The sequence below is a fragment of the Cellulomonas sp. ES6 genome, assembly GCF_030053835.1.
GTDB lineage: Bacteria > Actinomycetota > Actinomycetes > Actinomycetales > Cellulomonadaceae > Cellulomonas.
Window position 1 is genome coordinate 1,263,373 of sequence record NZ_CP125655.1, and the last position, 18,471, is coordinate 1,281,843.

At 75.4% G+C, this 18,471-nt stretch carries 14 protein-coding genes and 4 pseudogenes; 6 read left to right on the plus strand and 12 right to left on the minus strand.

Annotated features, from left to right (window positions below; all coding sequences use genetic code 11):
• Positions 1-272 precede the first annotated feature (272 nt).
• Entirely contained in the window at positions 273-749 is a 477-nt protein-coding gene (locus tag P9841_RS05950; protein ID WP_349306957.1) for a MarR family winged helix-turn-helix transcriptional regulator, read from the minus strand.
• A 99-nt stretch (positions 750-848) separates the two neighbouring features.
• Here P9841_RS05950 and P9841_RS05955 point away from each other — a divergent pair, with 99 nt between their 5' ends.
• The gene (locus P9841_RS05955) at positions 849-1,682 is read left to right on the plus strand and encodes an SDR family NAD(P)-dependent oxidoreductase (protein ID WP_283321121.1); all 834 of its coding nucleotides are present in this window, start codon (positions 849-851) and stop codon (positions 1,680-1,682) included.
• A 49-nt stretch (positions 1,683-1,731) separates the two neighbouring features.
• On the opposite strand, the pseudogene P9841_RS05960 reads toward P9841_RS05955, so the two are convergent.
• The 6 genes and pseudogenes from P9841_RS05960 to P9841_RS05985 all read right to left on the minus strand — a co-directional run bounded on the left by P9841_RS05960 (position 1,732) and on the right by P9841_RS05985 (position 7,179).
• Positions 1,732-2,861, minus strand: a pseudogene (locus tag P9841_RS05960) (class I SAM-dependent methyltransferase).
• Complete coding sequence (locus P9841_RS05965; RefSeq protein WP_283321123.1) at positions 2,858-3,277, minus strand: type II toxin-antitoxin system VapC family toxin; 420 nt, start codon at positions 3,275-3,277, stop codon at positions 2,858-2,860. Before P9841_RS05965 ends, P9841_RS05960 begins: the two are co-directional and overlap by 4 nt.
• The gene (locus tag P9841_RS05970; RefSeq protein WP_283321124.1) at positions 3,274-3,507 is read right to left on the minus strand and encodes a FitA-like ribbon-helix-helix domain-containing protein; all 234 of its coding nucleotides are present in this window, start codon (positions 3,505-3,507) and stop codon (positions 3,274-3,276) included. Before P9841_RS05970 ends, P9841_RS05965 begins: the two co-directional genes overlap by 4 nt.
• A 63-nt stretch (positions 3,508-3,570) precedes the next feature.
• The gene (gene ychF / locus P9841_RS05975; RefSeq protein ID WP_283321125.1) at positions 3,571-4,656 is read right to left on the minus strand and encodes a redox-regulated ATPase YchF; all 1,086 of its coding nucleotides are present in this window, start codon (positions 4,654-4,656) and stop codon (positions 3,571-3,573) included.
• 325 nt (positions 4,657-4,981) lie between these two features.
• Positions 4,982-6,322: a hypothetical protein gene (locus tag P9841_RS05980; protein WP_283321126.1), complete on the minus strand. Its 1,341-nt coding sequence runs from the start codon at positions 6,320-6,322 to the stop codon at positions 4,982-4,984.
• On the minus strand, positions 6,298-7,179 hold the full coding sequence (locus P9841_RS05985; protein WP_283321127.1) for an ABC transporter ATP-binding protein: 882 nt from the start codon (positions 7,177-7,179) through the stop codon (positions 6,298-6,300). Before P9841_RS05985 ends, P9841_RS05980 begins: the two co-directional genes overlap by 25 nt.
• 104 nt (positions 7,180-7,283) lie before the next feature.
• Here P9841_RS05985 and P9841_RS05990 point away from each other — a divergent pair, with 104 nt between their 5' ends.
• Entirely contained in the window at positions 7,284-8,702 is a 1,419-nt protein-coding gene (locus P9841_RS05990) for a DNA recombination protein RmuC (RefSeq protein ID WP_283321128.1), read from the plus strand.
• 82 nt (positions 8,703-8,784) lie between these two features.
• Here P9841_RS05990 and P9841_RS05995 read toward each other — a convergent pair whose 3' ends face one another.
• Complete coding sequence (locus P9841_RS05995) at positions 8,785-9,828, minus strand: 4-hydroxy-3-methylbut-2-enyl diphosphate reductase (RefSeq protein ID WP_283321129.1); 1,044 nt, start codon at positions 9,826-9,828, stop codon at positions 8,785-8,787.
• 281 nt (positions 9,829-10,109) lie between these two features.
• Between P9841_RS05995 and xseA the strand changes: the two are divergent.
• From xseA to P9841_RS06010, 3 genes and pseudogenes are all read left to right on the plus strand, one after another.
• Positions 10,110-11,319, plus strand: a pseudogene (gene xseA / locus P9841_RS06000) (exodeoxyribonuclease VII large subunit).
• Positions 11,320-11,569: 250 nt separating this feature from the next.
• A pseudogene (locus P9841_RS06005) lies at positions 11,570-11,832 on the plus strand (exodeoxyribonuclease VII small subunit).
• A gap of 90 nt (positions 11,833-11,922) precedes the next feature.
• Positions 11,923-12,870: a carbohydrate kinase family protein gene (locus tag P9841_RS06010; protein ID WP_283321130.1), complete on the plus strand. Its 948-nt coding sequence runs from the start codon at positions 11,923-11,925 to the stop codon at positions 12,868-12,870.
• A 103-nt stretch (positions 12,871-12,973) separates the two neighbouring features.
• Here P9841_RS06010 and P9841_RS06015 read toward each other — a convergent pair whose 3' ends face one another.
• The 4 genes and pseudogenes from P9841_RS06015 to P9841_RS06030 form a co-directional block, all read right to left on the minus strand.
• Positions 12,974-14,353: an ABC transporter ATP-binding protein gene (locus P9841_RS06015; RefSeq protein WP_283321873.1), complete on the minus strand. Its 1,380-nt coding sequence runs from the start codon at positions 14,351-14,353 to the stop codon at positions 12,974-12,976.
• Between the two features lie 26 nt (positions 14,354-14,379).
• Positions 14,380-15,219 carry a carbohydrate ABC transporter permease gene (locus P9841_RS06020; protein WP_459349120.1) on the minus strand — a complete coding sequence of 280 codons (840 nt, stop codon included), beginning with the start codon at positions 15,217-15,219 and terminating at the stop codon, positions 14,380-14,382.
• Between the two features lie 16 nt (positions 15,220-15,235).
• A pseudogene (locus P9841_RS06025) lies at positions 15,236-16,212 on the minus strand (carbohydrate ABC transporter permease); the annotation flags it as partial.
• A gap of 46 nt (positions 16,213-16,258) precedes the next feature.
• Positions 16,259-17,548: a sugar ABC transporter substrate-binding protein gene (locus P9841_RS06030; RefSeq protein ID WP_283321132.1), complete on the minus strand. Its 1,290-nt coding sequence runs from the start codon at positions 17,546-17,548 to the stop codon at positions 16,259-16,261.
• Between the two features lie 211 nt (positions 17,549-17,759).
• Here P9841_RS06030 and P9841_RS06035 point away from each other — a divergent pair, with 211 nt between their 5' ends.
• Positions 17,760-18,422: a carbonic anhydrase gene (locus P9841_RS06035; protein WP_283321133.1), complete on the plus strand. Its 663-nt coding sequence runs from the start codon at positions 17,760-17,762 to the stop codon at positions 18,420-18,422.
• Positions 18,423-18,471 lie beyond the last annotated feature (49 nt).

Here is an 18,471-nt window from a genome sequence, read left to right on the forward strand (position 1 = left end):
CGGACGCACGCTCCCGCCATGGATGGGGACACGCTAGTGGCGTTGAGACGGACATATCGGACACCCCCGAGGTGGGGGGCTGATCGTTACCGGATCGATACTGAGTAGTAGTGTCCAGCATTCAAGACGGAACACGTGCGTAACGTCCCGGAAACATCGGGATCGCGACCGCACCGCCCCGCGCAGGTGCGCGCCGGGGCTCCTCCGCCGAGCGCCGGGGCGACCGGGTGTGCTATGAGCACCCGCGCGACAGGCCCCGGACGGCGCCGGGCCTACCGCTCCCCCGCACCGGCCGGGGGCTCCCAGCCGCCCTCCTCGCGGACACCCCGCGCGATCCGCCGCCCGATCTCGCGCAGCTGCCGGGCCTGCGCCGAGGTCAGCCGGTCGAGCACCAGCCGGTGCACCGTCTCCACGTGACCGGGTGCGGCGTCGGCGACGACGCGGCGCCCGGCGTCGGTGAGGGACGCCAGCGTGTAGCGGCCGTCCTGCGGGTCGGGGCTGCGGCGCAGCCAGCCGCGCGCCTCCAGGCGGGCCGCCGCGCGCGACAGCCGGGACAGCGTGCTGTTGGCGTAGCCGGCGAGCACGCTCATGCGCAGCGTCCCGGCGTCGGCGCGGCTCAGCGCGTACAGCACGCCGTACTCGAAGTGCGTCAGACCCGCGTCCCGCTGCAGCTGGGCGTCGAGCGCCGGGGGCAGCCACTCCAGGACGGTGGCCAGGGCCGACCACGCCTCGAGCTCGGTGCCGGACAGCGCGCGGGGGTGCCGGGATCCGTCATGCCCCGCACCCTAGCCGCCCCGGTTGACTTGCTCAGGCAAGTCATCGCCGCCTACCGTCACTTTCCTGAGCACGTGAACCTCACGGTGCGGGACGGAGGAGGACGACATGGATCTGCAGCTGACCGGCCGGAGGGCGTTCGTCAGCGGTCGACCCAGGGCATCGGCCACGCGATCGCGCGGGGCCTGCTGGCCGAGGGGGCCGAGGTGGTCGTCAACGGGCGCGACGCCGGGCGGGTGCGGGCGGCCGTCGCCCGGCTGCGCGACGCCGCCCCGGGGGCCGTCGTGTCCGGCATCGCGGCCGACCTCGCCGACGCCGCGCAGGTGGAGCAGCTGCTGGACGAGCTCGGCGAGCTCGGCGACGTCGACGTGCTGGTCGCCAACGCCGGCGTCTTCGACGTGGCCCCGTTCGACCGGCTCACCGACGCCGACTGGCAGCGCCACCTCGACCTCAACGTCATGAGCGCCGTCCGCCTGACCCGCCGGCTGCTCGGCCCCATGCTCGGCCGCGGGTGGGGCCGCGTCGTGCTCATCAGCAGCGAGTCCGGGGTGGACGTCCCGGCCGACATGACCCACTACGGCGTCACGAAGGCCGCCCTGCTCGCGCTGGGGAACGGCCTGGCGAAGACCACCCGCGGGACCGGGGTCACGGTCAACACCGTCCTCGGCGGGCCGACGTGGTCCGACGGCGTCGCCGCGACCGTGGAGCAGATCGCCGGCAGCCAGGGCGTGCCGGCCGGCGAGCTCCGGGCGTCGCTGGCCGCCGCCCGCACCACGTCGCTGCTGCAGCGGTTCATCGAGCCCGAGGAGATCGCCCGGCTCGCGGTGTACCTGGCCAGCCCGGTGTCGTCGGCCACGAACGGCGCCGCCGTCCGTGCGGACGGGGGCGTGCTCACGACGTTGCTGTGAGCCGCTCGACCGCGTCCGGGCGCCTCACGGTCCGCGGCGCCCGGGGCGGTCAGGCCCGACGGGACGCGGTGATCGTGAACTTCGGGTTCCGCGCGACCTGCCGGGTCGGGCCGACCGCCTCCCGCAGCGCCGGCCGGTAGCCGAGCCCCGAGTTCCACACGCACCACAGCTCGCCGCCCGGGCGCAGCACCCGCGCCGCCTCCGCGAACAGCCCGCGGGCCACCCCGTCGTGCACCGCGGCGCCGACGTGGAACGGCGGGTTCAGCAGGACGAGGTCCGCGCTCGCGTCCGCGATCCCGGCGGTCCCCGGGCGCGCCGGACGCGGACCCGCTCCCCCAGCGCGTTCGCCGCGACGGTCGCCCGGGCGGACGCGACGGCCGCCGCGGACTCGTCGGTGGCCACGACCTCGACGCCCGGGCGCGCGGTGGCCAGCGCGGACGCCAGCACACCGGTGCCGCAGCCGAGGTCGACGGCGGTGCGGGCGTCCGGCACCGCACCGGCCAGGTGCTCGGCCAGGAACCGCGTCCCGATGTCGACGCGCGCACCGGCGAACGCCGCGCCGTGCGCGCAGACCGTCAGGCCGAGGTCGTCGTGCAGCGCGGTGACGGGCCAGGCGTCCTCGCCCGAGGAGGGGCGGGGCTCCGCGGCGTGCAGCACCCGGGCCTTCTGCCTCCCGCGGCTGGCCCGCACGACGCCGAAGTGGCGGGCCAGCACCTCGTTCATCGCCCGGGACATGTGCTTCTCCCGGCCCGCGGCGACCACCGCGACCGCCGGGTCGGCGTGTCGCGCGACGAGCCCGGCCACCTCGTCCAGCGCGTCGAGCGACCGCGGCAGCAGGAGCAGCACGACGCGCGCCCCGGAGACGAGCTCCGGCCCGAGCCCGGCGAGCGACCGGAACGCGTCCGCGCCGCCGAGCCGGGCAGCGTTCCCCGCCAGCGCGAGCTCGCCCGTGAGCCGGTCGGTGTGCGCGCGGACCCCGCTGAGACCGAACCGGTGCACCGCCCCGAGCGTCACCGCGCCGTACCGGTCGCCGACCACCACGACCGTGCCCGGCGCGGCGCCGTCGAGCAGCGGCGCCGCCTCGTCGAGGAGCAGCCGGTCCGCGGCGTCCACCGCGACCAGGTCGGGCGCGGGGATCTCGGGGTCGCAGCGCAGCGCGGCGAGCAGGGCCTCGGTCACGCGGTCCACGGGTTGACGAGATCCACACCGGTGCCGTCGAAGTCCCGGACGTTCCGGGTGGCGCACGTGGCTCCGTGCGCCAGGCAGATCGCCGCGATCTGGGCGTCAGCGGTGTGGATCGGCCGACCCGCCCGCTCGCGCGCGGCGAGGACGTCCGCGTACTGCTCGGCGGCTGCCACGTCGAACGGCAGGATGGCCCGGGTCGCGCGATAGGGCTCCAACGCGTCGTGGAGCATCCCGGCGAGCGCGGTGCGGCGCTGCCCGTCGGGGAGCCGACGGACCCCGGCGAGCAGCTCGGCGAGCGTCACGGCAGCGATCGCGACCTCCCCGGTCAGCCCTTCGAGCCAGGCCACGACCCGCGCCTCGGGCTCGGGCCGGAAGACCTCCGAGATGACGTGGGTGTCCAGCACGATCATTCGAGGTCCACCGCCCGGGCGTCGTCGCTGCGCTCCGGCACGACGAGGCCCTCGACGCCACCGACCTGACGGGCCGCCCGGAGGAGGGCCACACCGATGTGGGGGCGGCGAGCAGCCCTGGTGAGGATGTCGCGCGCCTCAGCCTCCATGGACCGGCCGTGCTCCTTGGCCTGGGCGGCGAGCTGCTGCTTCACGGACTCGTCGAGCCCGCGGACGACGATGGTGGACATGCTGGCGACCTCCCTCCGAACTGCTAGCCCTGATGCTAGCAGTTCGTCGGTGCCGGCAGCCGGTCACACGTTGAAGCGGAACTCCACCACGTCGCCGTCGGCCATGACGTAGTCCTTGCCCTCGATGCGCGCCTTGCCGGCGGACCGGGCGGCCGCGACCGAGCCGGCCTCGACCAGGTCGTCGAACGAGATGACCTCGGCCTTGATGAAGCCCTTCTGGAAGTCCGTGTGGATGACGCCGGCGGCCTGCGGGGCCGTCCAGCCCTGCCGGATCGTCCAGGCGCGCGACTCCTTCGGCCCGGCCGTCAGGTACGTCTGCAGGCCGAGGGTGTGGAACCCGACGCGGGCGAGCTGGTCGAGGCCCGCCTCCTCCTGGCCGTTCTCGGCGAGCATCTCCTTGGCCTCGTCCGGCTCGAGCTCGACCAGGTCGGACTCGAACTTCGCGTCGAGGAAGATGGCGTCGGCCGGGGCGACGAGCGCGCGCAGCTCCTCCTGCATCGCGGTGTCCGCCAGGCCGGCGTCGTCGGTGTTGAAGACGTAGATGAACGGCTTGGCCGTCATGAGCTGCAGCGGCGCCAGGTCCGCGAGCTCGAGGCCGGCGGCCTTCGCGCCCTGGAAGAGCGTCTGGCCCGTCTCCAGCACGGCCTGCGCGGCCTGGGCGGCGGCGAGCTCGGCCGGGTCCGCCTTCTTGGCGCGGACCTCCTTCTCGAGCCGGGGCACGATCTTCTCGAGCGTCTGCAGGTCGGCGAGGACGAGCTCGGTGTTGATCGTCTCGATGTCGTCGCGCGGCGACACGCGCCCGTCCACGTGCACGACGTCCGGGTCGGCGAACGCGCGCGTGACCTGGCAGATCGCGTCGGCCTCGCGGATGTTCGCCAGGAACTTGTTGCCCAGCCCCTCGCCCTCGCTGGCGCCCTTGACGATGCCCGCGATGTCGACGAACGACACGGTCGCGGGCAGGATCCGCTCGCTGCCGAAGATCTCCGCGAGCTTCTCCAGGCGCGGGTCGGGCAGCGGCACGACGCCGACGTTCGGCTCGATGGTGGCGAACGGGTAGTTCGCCGCGAGCACCTGCGCGCGGGTCAGGGCGTTGAAGAGGGTGGACTTGCCGACGTTGGGCAGGCCGACGATGCCGATGGTGAGTGCCACGGGCGACCATCCTAGGGGGCCGCGCGGCGGGCGGCCGGGGCCGTGGACGCCGGAGCACGCGGCGCGGCGGGCCGGGGGCGGTCACGGGCCGCCACCGCGGGTCCCTCAGGCGAAGGAGCGCAGCGCCTGCAGCAGCTCCGGCGCCCGGCGGTCGTACTCCCGGGCGCCGAGCCGGATCCCGCCGAGCAGCACCGCCACGCCGACCCCGGGGCGACCACGACCGTGAGCGCCACGAGGACCGCGTTCCCGGTGAGCACGGCGGCGACCGCGAGCGCGACGCCCGGCAGGCACAGCGCCCCGAGGACGAGCATCCCGACCCACTGGGTCACCATCGTGGCGAACGACGAGCCCTGCGGCGTCGTGAACGGGCTCTCCCCGGCTTCGGCACGGGGTAGACGACGCGCGCGGAGAACACGCTCGCCGCGCCCACGCCCGTGAGCAGGACGCCGACCGAGCCGGCGAGCACCGGCAGGGTCGCGCCCCACCGGCCGGAACCGGCGAGCACCACGACGTCCGTCACCAGCACCGCCGCCCCGCCCACGAGCAGGCCGGCCAGCGCCCGCCCCGCGCGGTCCACGCGGCCGTCGACGGGTGCGGCGACGTGCGTCCAGAACGCGGTGTAGTCGGACGACACGTCCGTCGACAGGGACCACCCCATGACGAACGCGACCAGCAGGCCCGCCCACAGCAGCGACGTGCCGCCCCGCCCGAGGAACCACAGCAGCAGCACCAGCACCGGCACCACGGCGACCGCGCCGGCGTAGCGGGCGTCGCGCACCCAGTACGTGAGGCAGCGCGCGGCCACCGCACCGGTCGGGGTGGCCGGCAGCCGCCCGAAGAACCCGAGCCCGGTGCTGCGCGCCGCGGGGCCGGCCCCCGGCGGGCGCACGAGCGCTGCGGCCATCGCCCGGTCCCACACCAGCGCACCGAGGGCGAGGGAGGCGCACGCCACCGCGAGCTTGCCCAGCGCGGCGAGCCACGCGCCGGCGGCGACGTCCGCCGCGAGCGCCCACGGCGCCCCGAGCGGCGTCCAGCCGACGACGACGGCCACCCCGGGGCGCGTCGTCGCGACGGCGCTCAGTCCCGCGGTGACGCCGATGATGATCGGTCCCGCGAGGATCAGGGGCACGAACGCCAGCACGGCCGCGACCTCGCGGAACCGCCGCCCGCGCACCAGCGGCGCCAGCAGGGTGGTGAGAGCCCGGGAGCCCACGACGCACAGCGCGACACCGAGCGCGGCGCCGACGAGGGCGGCGACGGCCGCGACCGGGGTGCGCCACCACACCAGGGCGGTCGCCGCCGAGACCACGGTCGTCGCGACGCCCGGCAGCCCGACCAGCCCGCCGACCGCCAGCCCCAGCAGCAGCGTCCGGCGCCGCACCGGGAACAGCCGGAACCGGTCCGGGTCCAGCGTGCTGTCCACGCCGAACGCCACGAGCGGCAGCAGCCACCACCCGGCGACCAGCAGGGTCCCGCCGAGCACCACGACCGTGCGTGCCAGCTCCTCGTCGCGCTGCACGCCGAGCGCGACGAGGCCGACCACCGCGAGCACCACCAGGAACGCCGTGTACGCGCCGCCGAGCACCAGCCCGACGACCCGCCACGTGCTCCGCCGCAGGCCGCCCCGCAGCAGCGACAGCTTCAGTCGGACGAGGTGTGCAACCACGCCAGCCCCTCCTCGCTGCGGCGGCCGCCGACCAGCTCGACGAAGCGGTCCTCCAGCGACTCCGCGCCGCGCACCTCGTCCACCGTGCCCTGCGCCAGCACCCGGCCGGCCGCGATCACGGCGACGTGGTCGCACATGCGCTGCACCAGGTCCATGACGTGCGACGAGACCACCACGGTGCCCCCGTCCGCGACGTACGACGCGAGGATGTCCCGGATGTTCGCCGCCGACACCGGGTCGACCGCCTCGAACGGCTCGTCGAGCACGAGCACGCGCGGGGCGTGGACGAGCGCGCACGCCAGCGCGATCTTCTTGGTCATGCCCGCGGAGTAGTCGACGACCAGGGTGTCCGCGTCCGCGGTCAGGTCGAACGCCCGCAGCAGGTCGGCGGTCCGGTCGCCGACCGTCGCCCGGTCGAGGCCGTGCAGCAGCCCGGCGTACGTCACGAGCTGGGCACCGGTGAGGCGGTCGAACAGGCGGACCCCGTCGGGCAGCACGCCCAGCATCCGCTTGACGGGCAGGGGGTCGGACCACAGGTCGTGCCCCCGCACCACCACGCGGCCGAAGTCGGGGCGCAGCAGGCCGGTCGCCATCGACAGGGTCGTCGTCTTGCCGGCGCCGTTCGGGCCGACGAGGCCGTACAGCGAGCCGGCCGGCACCTCGAGGGAGACGTCGGCGACGGCGATCTTGGTGCCGAACCGCTTCCACAGGCCCTGGATGGACAGGGCGGGTGGGCGCGGGGCGGGCGCGGCGGGCGCGTGCGGGGAGGGCGCCGGCGGCGCGTCCGCCGCAGCGGCGTCCCCGGACGGGGCCGCGTCGTCGGGCCGGGCAGGGCTCAGGGGCTCGTCCGCGGTCATCGGCCCAGCATAGGAGGGGTGCGTGCCCGCCCGCCCGGCGTCCGCCGCCCGGGCCGGCGCGCGGGTCCCGGGGTGTGTCGGTGGTGGCTGGCAGGCTGCGGCGCATGACGGATCTCGCGCTCGTGGTCGCGCTCGCCGGCTCGCTGCTCGTCGGCGTGGCGGTGGGCTGGCTCGCCGCGGCCGGTCGCTCCGCGGCGCGGCTGCGGGCGGCGGAGGTGGAGGCCGCGCGGTGGCGGGCGTCCGCGGAGGTCCGCGGGGAGCTCGGCGGGACGGCCGGCGAGGAGCGGCAGGCGGACCGGTTCCGGGCGCTCGCCGCCGACGCGCTCGCCCAGAGCAGCGAGCAGTTCCTCGCACTCGCGCACCAGAGCCTCGCCGCGCGGCACCAGGAGCAGTCCGGCGACCTGGCCCAGCGCGAGCAGGCGGTGCGGGCGCTGGTCGACCCGCTGGCGCGGACGCTCGACGCCGTGCGCACGGAGCTGCGCACCGCCGAGCAGGCCCGCGCGCAGGGCGACGCCGCCCTCGGCGAGCAGGTCCGGCAGATGCGCGAGGAGGCCGGGCGGCTGCGGGAGGAGACCGCGCGGCTCGTGACCTCGCTGCGGTCGTCGCAGGTGCGGGGCCGCTGGGGCGAGGTCCAGCTGCGTCGCGTCGTCGAGGCCGCCGGGATGCTGCCGCACGTCGACTTCGTGGAGCAGGACCAGGTGCGCACCGACGACGGGCTGCTGCGGCCCGACATGGTCGTGCACCTCGCCGGCGGCAAGCGCGTGGTGGTGGACGCCAAGGTCGCGTTCCTCGGCTTCCTGGAGGCGGTCGAGGCGACGGACCCGGCGGAGCGGGAGCGACGCACCGCGGCGCACGCGCGGCACGTCCGCGCCCACGTCGACCAGCTCGCCGCCAAGCGCTACTGGGACCAGTTCGCGCCGTCGCCGGAGTTCGTCGTGATGTTCGTGCCGGCGGAGGCGTTCCTGCACGCGGCGCTCGACGTCGACCCCGGCATCGTCGAGCGGGCGTTCGAGCAGAACGTCGTGATCGCCACGCCGATGACGCTGCTCGCCCTGCTGCGGACCGTCGCGTACGCCTGGCGGCAGGACGCGCTGGCCGGCAACGCCCAGGCGGTGCTCGACCTCGGCAAGGAGCTGCACGGCCGCATCGCGACGCTCGGCGGGCACCTGTCGAAGGTCGGCCGGGCGATCGACGGCGCAGCCACGGCGTACAACCAGTCCATCGCGTCGCTCGAGTCGCGCGTCCTGGTGTCCGCGCGGCGCCTCGCGGACCTGCGGGTGGTCGACACCGACCTGCCCACGCCGCAGCCCGTCGAGCGGCGGCTCTCGGTCGTCACCGCCCCGGAGCTGGTGGCGTGGGAGCAGGCGCGGGTCGTGGGGCTCGACGGCGAGGGAGTGCCCGGCCGCGGCGCGGAGCGCGACCGGGCGGCGGCCCTGGGCGCGCTGGACGACGCGGTGCTCGGGGCCCCGGGCGACACCGGCACGACCGACGACGCGGGGACGACCGGCGGTCCGGCGACCTGAGCGCGCGCTCGCGGGCGCGGATCACGACGCGCTCCCGGGAGGCGGACCGTGGCGCTCTCCCAGGGGCGGACCGCGGCGGGAGTCAGACCGGGCGGACCGCCAGGTCGCGGCGCTCGCCCCGGCGGGGTCGCGGGTCGTCCGTACCCGCCGCCCGCAGGTCCGTCCGCAGCTCCCGCGGCAGCGAGAACATCAGGTCCTCGGTCGCGGTGCGGACCTCCTCCACCTCGCCGAAGCCGTGCGCCGCCAGGACGTCCAGCACGTCCCGCACCAGGATCTCGGGCACCGAGGCGCCCGACGTCACCCCGACCGTCCGGGCGCCCGCCAGCCACGCCGGGTCCACCTGGGCGGCCGTGTCGACGCGGTACGACGCCCCCGCACCGGCCTCGAGCGCCACCTCCACGAGGCGCACCGAGTTCGAGGAGTTCGCCGACCCGACCGTGATCACGACGTCGCACTCCGGCGCGAGCTTCTTCACCGCGACCTGCCGGTTCTGCGTGGCGTAGCAGATGTCGTCGCTCGGCGGGTCCTGCAGCAGCGGGAACCGCTCGCGCAGCCGGCGCACCGTCTCCATCGTCTCGTCGACCGACAGCGTCGTCTGCGAGATCCACACGACGCGGCTCTCGTCCCGCACGGTCACGTCGGCGACCGCCTCGGGCGACGCGACCACCTGCACGTGGTCCGGCGCCTCGCCCTGCGTGCCCTCGACCTCCTCGTGGCCCGGGTGCCCGATCAGGAGCACGTCGAGGTCGTCGGCGGCGAACCGCACCGCCTCCCGGTGGACCTTCGTGACGAGCGGGCAGGTCGCGTCGATCGTGCGCAGCGACCGTGATGCGGCGGCGGCCCGCACCGCGGGGGACACGCCGTGCGCCGAGAACACCAGCCGCGCACCCTCCGGCACCTCGTCGGTCTCGTCGACGAACACCGCTCCCCGCGCCGCGAGGGTGTCGACGACGTGGCGGTTGTGCACGATCTCCTTGCGGACGTACACCGGGGCCCCGTAGTGCTCCAGCGCCTGCTCGACGGCGACGACCGCGCGGTCGACGCCGGCGCAGTACCCGCGCGGGGCGGCCAGGAGCACGCGCCCGCCGCGGCGGGCGTCCGGCGCGGGCGCGGTGTCGGGCGTCACCGCGCCAGTCTAGGCGCCGGGCACCCGGCGACGACCGGGCGGCGACCGGGCGGCACCCGGTCGCGCCGGGCTGCCGGGCAGCGGCGACCGCGCCGGGGTGTCGAGGCGGCGTGGCAGGGTGGGTGCGTGCAGCAGCCCTCCCCGACGTCCCGCGCACCGCCGCCGGCCCGCGCCCGGGGACGCCCCCGACGGACCTGCCCGCCCGGGCCCTCGACACGACGGCGGAGCGCCCGTGGCCGGTGCGGCTGCTGTCCGTGAAGATCGCCGACTACGTCGCGAAGATGTCCCCGCTCTGGGTCGAGGGCCAGGTCGTGCAGCTCAACCGGCGCCCCGGCGCGGGGATCGCGTTCCTCACGCTGCGCGACACGGACACGGACATGTCGCTGCCCGTGTCGCTGCCTGCCCAGGTGCTGGCCTCGGTGGCGACGCCGCTCAGCGAGGGCGCGCACGTCGTGGTGCACGCCCGCCCGACGTTCTGGACCAAGCGCGGCACGCTGCAGCTCAACGCCGACGAGGTCCGGGCGGTCGGGATCGGCGAGCTGCTCGCCCGCATCGAGCACCTCAAGCGCGTGCTGGCCGCCGAGGGGCTGTTCGACGCCGAGCGCAAGGTCGCGCTGCCGTTCCTCCCGCGGGTCGTCGGCCTGGTGTGCGGCCGGGAGTCCAAGGCCGAGCACGACGTCGTCGTGAACGCCCGCGCCCGCTGGCCCCAGGTCGAGTTCGTGATCCGGGAGGTCGCGGTCCAGGGCGCGGGCGCCGTCCCGCAGGTGAGCCGGGCGATCGCCGAGCTCGACGCGGACCCGCGGGTGGAGGTCGTCGTGGTCGCGCGCGGCGGCGGCTCCGTGGAGGACCTGCTGCCGTTCAGCAACGAGGCGCTCGTGCGGGCGGCGGCGGCGTGCCGCACGCCCCTGGTGTCGGCCATCGGGCACGAGACGGACACCCCGCTGCTCGACCTCGTGGCGGACTACCGCGCGTCCACCCCGACGGACGCCGCGAAGCGCATCGTCCCGGACGTCGGCGAGGAGGGCGCGGGTGGCGCAGGCCCGGTCGCGCATCCGGGCCGCGGTGGAGCACCGGGTGGCGCGGGAGGCCGCCGGGCTCGAGCAGGTGCGCAGCCGCCCCGTCCTCGCGCGCCCTGGCACGATGGTGGAGACGCGTGAGGCGGACGTGCACCGGCTGCGGGAGACCGCGCGACGCTGCCTGGACCACGCGCTCACCGGCGGGGCCGCGCAGGTCCGATCCCTGGCGGCCCAGGTCAGGGCGCTGTCGCCGGCGGCCACCCTGGAGCGCGGCTACGCCGTCGTCCAGACCGCCGACGGGGCGGTGGTGCGGGACGCCACGAGCGTCGCCGCGAAGGACTCGCTGCGCGTGCGGCTGGCCCGCGGCGAGCTCATCGCGTCGGTGGTGGCCGTGGCACCGGGCCGGCGCCGGCCCGCCGACGCGGACACCGCGGCGGGCGCTGACGCCACGTCGGACGGGGCCGCCGGCTCCTGACCGCGGGAGGCGGTGCCGGGACGGCCCGGCGACGGCGCACGGGCCGTGGGGCGCGCGGAGCTCCCGGTGCCGGCTCGACGGCCGGGTCCGGGAGGCGAGCGGCGCTCCCGCCGGCACTGGCTCCACGGCCGGGTCGACAGACGCGGCACTCCCCTGGCACCGGCTCGACGGCCGGGTCCGGGCGGCGCGCCGTGCGTCCCCGGACCGCTGTCCCGGGCCGGGTGTCCTCGGTCGTTGGTTAGATGGACCCGTGAGCGCCACCACCCCCGCACCGGACGCCCCGGGCGTCGCCGAGCTGTCCTACGAGCAGGCCCGTGACGAGCTGGTCGCCGTCGTCTCCCGCCTGGAGGCCGGTGGCGCGACCCTGGAGGAGTCGCTGGCGCTGTGGGAGCGCGGCGAGCGCTCGCCGCGCGCTGCCAGGAGTGGCTCGACGGCGCGCGGGCCCGGCTGGACGCCGCCCGGACCTCCGACGACGCCCCCGACGCGCCGGCCGGCGAGGGCCGCCCGGCCTGACCGTCCGCGGGCGCCGGCCGCCCGGTCCCTGATCCGCCCGACCCCGACCGAGACCGTCCCCCGGCACCGCAGCCGGACCGAAGGAGCAGCATGTCCGAGCAGTCCGCCCCCGCCACCGCCCGCGCCCTCGTCGTCGGGGAGGCCCTCGTCGACGTCGTGCTGCGGCCGGGCGACGAGCCCGCCGAGCACCCCGGCGGCAGCCCCGCGAACGTCGCGATCGGCCTCGGGCGGCTCGGGCGCCGGGTCGACCTGCTGACCTGGCTCGGCGACGACGCGCACGGCGACCTGGTGCGCGCGCACCTGGAGTCCTCCGGGGTCCACGTGCTGGCCGGCGACCGCCGCCCCGAGCGCACCCCGGTCGCCCGCGCGCACGTCGACGAGGCCGGTGTCGCGAGCTACGAGTTCGACCTCACGTGGGACCTGCCCGACCGCTGGGACGAGAGCGACGGCGAGGCGCTCGTCGTGCACACCGGCTCCATCGCCACGGTCATCGAGCCGGGCGGCGAGGCGGTCGCGCGGCTGCTCGCCGACCGGCGTGCGACCGCCACGCTGACGTACGACCCGAACCTGCGGCCCGCGCTCATGGGCTCGCCGGAGCGGACGCTGCCCGTCGTGGAGCGGCTCGTCGGGCTGGCGGACGTCGTCAAGGTGTCGGACGAGGACCTCGGCTGGCTCCACCCGGGCGTCGCCCCGGTGGAGGTCGCGCGCGACTGGGTCGGGCGCGGGCCGGCGCTGGTCGTCGTCACGCTGGGCGGCGAGGGCGCGCTGGCGGTCACCGCGGGCGGCGACGAGCTGACCGTCACGGCACCGCGGGTGCAGGTCGCGGACACGGTCGGCGCCGGCGACTCGTTCATGGCGGGGCTGGTCGACGGCCTGTGGACCGCGGGCCTGCTCGGCGCGGACGCCCGGGACCGGCTCCGGGCGGTCGACGTGGCGACGGTCGAGCGGGTGCTGGCGCGCTGCGTGGCGATCGCCGCGATCACGGTGTCCCGCGCCGGCGCGAACCCGCCCACGTCCGCGGAGCTGGGCGAGGCCTGACCGACCCGGCGGGCCCAGCCCCGCCCGAGGTCGTCACGTCCGGCCGAGGTCGTCACGCGGACCTGACGACCTCGGCCCGGGCTGACGACCTCGACGGCGGAGCTCAGCCCGCCTGGCGGTGCCGGCCCGCGGACGGCTCGCGGCCGCCGGACGGCTCGGCGCCGCCGGACGGCTCGCGCTCTCCGGACGGCTCGCGGCCGGACGGGCGGCCGTCCGACGCCGTGCCGTCGTCCGAGCGCTCCGCATCGCGGTGCGCCCGCTCCAGCGCGGCCCGGCGGTCCTCCTCCGTCTCGGCGTCGATCCGCTTCGCCGCCTCGTCGTCGTACGTGAGGTTCTCGCCGGACTCCGGGTCGAACACCAGCAGCCGGCGCGGCTCGAACCACAGCTCGGCGCGGCTGCCGTCCCGCACGCGGCTCTCCGACCCGAGCGCGACGACGACCTGCGTCCGCATGCCCTCGCCGTCGAGGTCCCGGTCGAGCTCCTCGAGCTTCGCCGCGACGTCGGCGTGGGTCTCGAACGGGATGTACGCGTACAGCTCGGCGCCGAGCCACTCGACGACGTCCACGTCGGCCTCGAACCGCACGCCGCCGTCCCGCTTGGCGTCGTCCATCACGCGCGCGTCCTCGACGTGCTCCGGGCGCAGCCCGACGATGACCAGCTCGCGGCCGTCGATGCGCTGCCGCAGGTCGTCCGTGAGCGGCACCTCGGCGAACGGCAGCACCAGGGAGTCGCCGCGCACCTCGCCCGGCATGAAGTTCATCGGCGGCGACCCGATGAACCCGGCGACGAACAGGTTCACGGGCTGCTCGTACAGCGCCCGCGGGCTCGCGACCTGCTGCAGCTCGCCCTTGCGGAGCACCGCGACCCGGTCGCCGAGCGTCATGGCCTCCGTCTGGTCGTGCGTGACGTAGACGGTGGTGGTGCCGAGCCGGCGCTGCATCCGGGCGATCTCGGTGCGCATCTGGCCGCGCAGCTTGGCGTCGAGGTTCGACAGCGGCTCGTCGAACAGGAACGCGCGCGCGTCCCGGACGATCGCCCGGCCCATCGCGACGCGCTGCCGCTGGCCGCCGGACAGGTTCGCGGGCTTGCGGTCCAGGTGCTCGCGCAGCTCCAGGGTGTCGGCGGCGAACTCGACGTGCGAGCGGATCTCGTCCTCCGTGAACTTCCCCTTCTGCAGCCGCAGCGGGAACGCGATGTTCTCGAACACCGTCAGGTGCGGGTACAGCGCGTAGTTCTGGAACACCATCGCCAGGTGCCGGTCACGCGGGGCCTTGTCGTTGACGACCTCGTCGCCGATCCTCAGCTCGCCGGACGTGATGTCCTCGAGGCCGACGATCATCCGGAGCAGCGTCGACTTCCCGCAGCCGGACGGCCCGACGAGGATGACGAACTCCCCGTCCTTGATGTCGAGGCTGACGCCGTTGACCGCCGGGTAGCCGTCGCCGTACTCCTTGACGATGTCCGTCAGGGTGATGGATGCCATGGGGTTCCTCCTCGTGCGGCGGGGCGTCAGCCCTTGACGGCGCCCTGGGTCAGCCCGGAGACGATCTGGCGCTGGAACAGCAGCACCAGCACGACCACGGGCACGGTGACGACGACCGCGGCGGCGGAGATGGCCCCGGTCGGCTCCTCGAACTGGGAGGCGCCGGCGAAGAACGCCAGCGCCGCGGGGACGGGGCGCGCGGCCTCGGTGGACGTGAGCGAGATCCCGTAGACGAAGTCGTTCCAGGCGATGAAGAACGCGATCAGCGCCGTGGTGAACACGCCGGGCGCGGCCAGCGGGACGATCGCCTTGCGGAACGCCTGCCAGGTGGTGGCGCCGTCCACCTGCGCCGCCTGCTCGAGCTCCCACGGGATCTGCCGGAAGAACGCGGTGAGCGTCCAGATGGAGATCGGCAGCGTGAGCGACAGGTACGGGATCACCAGGCCGGGCCAGGTGTCGTACAGCCCGATGGACCGCCAGAGGTTGAACAGCGGCGTGACGATCGAGATGACCGGGAAGATCGACACCGCGAGCGCCGTGGTGAGGATCAGCTTGCGGCCGGGGAACTGCAGCCGCGCGATCGCGTAGGCGGCGAGCGTCGACAGCACCACCGAGATGGCCGTGGCGATCAGGGAGATGCCGACGGAGTTGCGCAGCGACGACAGGAACAGGTCCTGCGCGGACCCGTCGGGCGCGAGGATCTGCTCGTAGTTGCCCAGCGTCCACGTGCTCGGCAGGAACGTCCCGGTGTTGAGGTCGCTCGACAGCTTGAACGACGTCGCGAGGATGGACGCGACGGGGAACAGCGCGTAGATCAGCACCGCGAGCGTGATCGCCGCCCAGGCGACCTTCTGCCGGCCGGACATGGCACCCATCAGCGGTCCCCCTCGCGCCGGCCAGGTCGACCTTGAAGATCTTGATCGCGATGAAGCAGATGATCAGGACGCACACGAACAGCAGCACGGAGATCGCGGACCCGAGACCGATCTCGAGCCTGCTGATGGACGTCCGGTAGGCCAGCAGCGACAGCACCGTCGTGTTGTTCGCGCCGTTCGTCATGATGAAGACGTTGTCGAAGATGCGGAACGCGTCGAGCGCCCGGAACAGGACGGCGACCATGATCGCGGCCTTCATGTTCGGCAGGACGACGCGCTTCATCCGCTGCCACCACGTCGCACCGTCGACCTGCGCGGCCTCCTCCAGGTCGCCCGGGACCTGCGCGAGGCCGGCGAGCAGCAGCAGCGAGATGAACGGCGTGGTCTTCCAGACCTCGGACGCGATGATGACGAACAGGCTGGTGCCGGTGCCGGCGAACCAGTTGAGGTCGGGGCTGATGCCGGCACCCAGTCGAACCAGTGGTTCACGTACCCGGAGTCGATGGCGAACGCGTAGAACCACGCGAACGCCGAGACGACGGTGATGATCCCGTAGGGCACGAGGATCGCGGTGCGCAGCAGCCCGCGCAGCCGCGTGATCGCCCGGTGCATGACGAGCGCGAGCGCGAACCCGAGCACCAGCTCGATGGCGACGGTGACCAGCATGATGATCGTCGTGACCAGCAGCGAGCCCCAGAACACGGGGTCGGTGAGGATCACCGCGTAGTTGCCGAGCCCGACGAACGCCCGGTCGCCCGGGGCGGTGAGCCGGTTGCGGAACAGCGACTCGTAGACCGCCTGCAGGATCGGGTAGGCGGTGACCGCGAGCATCACCACGAACGCCGGCCCGGCGAGCAGCCACCCGAGCCGCGCCTCGGCCCGCGCCCGGTCGCTGCGGCGCGGCTTGCCGGACCGCTCGGGCCCGGACCCGCGGGTGCTGCGCGCGGCGACGCCCGCCGTCGCGCCGGTGACCTCGGTGCTCATCTCGGCGCCCCCTCGGGTCCGGCGGGGCGCGCGTCCTCGCGTCGGTTCACAGCAGGCGCTCCCCTCGCAGCACGGCGGTGATGAAGTCGGTCGACTCCTGCGGCGTGGAGTCCGGGTCGACGGAGGCCGGCGGGTGCCAGGTCTCGACGAGGCCCTGGGAGACCTCGTTGTAGTACGGGGTCTGCGGGCGGGGCGCCGCCTGCTCCAGCGACTGCCGGATGACGTCCGCCATGGGGAACGTCTCCTGCACGTCGGGGTCGTCGTAGGCGACGGTGCTGGCGGGCGGGTTGCCGTCGGAGACGAAGTACGCCGCCTGGTTCTCGGGCGTCGTGATGCACACCGCGGCCTCGTACGCCTCGTCGACGTGCTCGCTGAACGCCCCGACGCCGAGGTTGATCCCGCCGTACGGCGGCGCGGCGTCCTCGCCCTCGACGACCTGCGGGTAGACGGCCCAGCCGACGTCGTCGAGCAGCTCCTGGTCGAGCGTGCCGTCCTCGACCGCGCCCTGCATGGCCGGCCACACGAACGGCCAGTTCACCATGAACGACCCGCTGTCCCCCTGGAACTGCGAGAGGGAGGCGTTCTCGTCCTGCGTCGGGAGGCCGGGACCACCGAGTCCCTCGGAGCCGATCTCCCCGATGATCCGCGCCGCCTCGCGCCCGGCCTCGGAGTCCAGCCCCAGCTCGACGTCCTGGGCGTCCGCCTCGGGCGTCTCGACGATGTGCCCGCCCGCCGACTCGACCAGCGCGTTGATCCAGACGGTGTAGGCCTCGGCCTTGACGCCCTGCACGCCGAGGCGCTTGTCCTGGTCGCGGGCCGCGTCCATCACCTGGTCCCACGTCACCGGCTGCGACATGTCGAGACCGGCGGCCTCGGCGACGGACGTCCGGAACCACAGCAGCTGCGTGTTCGCCCAGAACGGCACGGTCACCAGCTCGTCGCCCCAGGACGCTCCCTGCAGCGCGCCCTCGGCGACGTCCTGGCTGACCTGCTCGGCGACCTCCGGCGGCACCGGCGCGAGGAACCCCGCGTTCGCCAGCTCGGGGATGAACGGCGGGTCGAGGCTCATGAGGTCGATCGACGAGTCCGAGGCGGCGAGGCGCCGGGCGAGCTGCTCGCGCTGGGCGCTGGCCTCGCGGGGCAGCACGGACACCTCGATGCGGTAGGCGCCGTCCGCCTCCTCGGTGCACTGCTGCGCGAGGGCGGCCTGCCCGCCCGCGTCGGGGTTGGTGTACCAGGTCAGCACGGGGGTGTCGTCGGCCGGGGCGCACGCCGCGAGCCCCACGCCGAGCGCGAGCACGGCTCCCGCGGCGATCCCCCTCGATCGTCTGCGCACCCTCACCGCTCCCTCCCCTGGTCCCCCGGGGCGCCCGACCTGCGCACCCGCGGCGTCCGCCACGCGTCCCCCCCAAGTGCTACCCGGCTCCGGACGGTCCTGCCACCGGAAGGCGCGCCGGGGCCGCGCGGACGGATCCCGGCGGGCGCCTGCCGGGCGCCTGCCGGGCCCCGCGGGCGCGCACCGGCCGGGCGGTGCGATCATGACCGCCATGGCACACCCCACGACCCCCGCCGAGGCCTGGTCCGCGCTGCGCGACGGCAACGACCGGTTCGTCCGCGGCGAGATGGAGCACCCGTCCCAGGGCATCGACCGGCGCGCCGAGGTGAGCACCGGGCAGGCGCCGTTCGCGGTCGTCTTCGGCTGCTCGGACAGCCGCGTCGCGGCGGAGATCATCTTCGACCAGGGCCTCGGCGACGTGTTCGTCGTCCGGACGGCGGGCCACGTGCTCGACACGACCGTCATCGGCTCCATCGAGTACGGCGTCGAGGTGCTGGGGGCCTCCCTCGTGGTCGTCCTGGGGCACGACTCGTGCGGGGCGGTGGCGGCGGCGACGGCCGCGCTGACCACCGGGGAGCTGCCGCGCGGCTTCGTGCGGGCCGTGGTCGACCGCGTGATCCCGAGCATCGTGTCGCTCGCCCACGGCCCGGACGCCGACGGGCGGCCGCGGGACCTCGCGACGGTCGACCCCGCCGAGCTCGGGCACGAGCACGTGCGGCACACCGTCGACATGCTGCGCTCGTACTCGGTGACGCTCGCGGAGGCGATCGACGCCGGCCGGTGCGCGGTGGTGGGCGTGGAGTACGCGCTGGCCGACGGGCGCGCGCGGCTGACGACGGCCGTGGGCGAGGTGGGCGACCGGCCCGCCGCCTGACGGGCGCCCGCACGCCCGGCGCGCCGGTCACGCCACGCTCCGCGCCACC

Excerpts from the sequence above, each read along its gene's own strand:
- P9841_RS06035 (WP_283321133.1), top strand. The coding sequence starts at position 17,760 with ATGGCACACCCCACGACCCCCGCCGAGGCCTGGTCCGCGCTGCGCGAC.
- P9841_RS05990 (WP_283321128.1), top strand. The coding sequence starts at position 7,284 with ATGACGGATCTCGCGCTCGTGGTCGCGCTCGCCGGCTCGCTGCTCGTC.
- P9841_RS05985 (WP_283321127.1), bottom strand. The coding sequence starts at position 7,179 with ATGACCGCGGACGAGCCCCTGAGCCCTGCCCGGCCCGACGACGCGGCC.
- P9841_RS06010 (WP_283321130.1), top strand. The coding sequence starts at position 11,923 with ATGTCCGAGCAGTCCGCCCCCGCCACCGCCCGCGCCCTCGTCGTCGGG.
- P9841_RS06015 (WP_283321873.1), bottom strand. The coding sequence starts at position 14,353 with ATGGCATCCATCACCCTGACGGACATCGTCAAGGAGTACGGCGACGGC.
- P9841_RS05970 (WP_283321124.1), bottom strand. The coding sequence starts at position 3,507 with ATGTCCACCATCGTCGTCCGCGGGCTCGACGAGTCCGTGAAGCAGCAG.
- P9841_RS05965 (WP_283321123.1), bottom strand. The coding sequence starts at position 3,277 with ATGATCGTGCTGGACACCCACGTCATCTCGGAGGTCTTCCGGCCCGAG.
- P9841_RS06020 (WP_459349120.1), bottom strand. The coding sequence starts at position 15,219 with ATGTCCGGCCGGCAGAAGGTCGCCTGGGCGGCGATCACGCTCGCGGTG.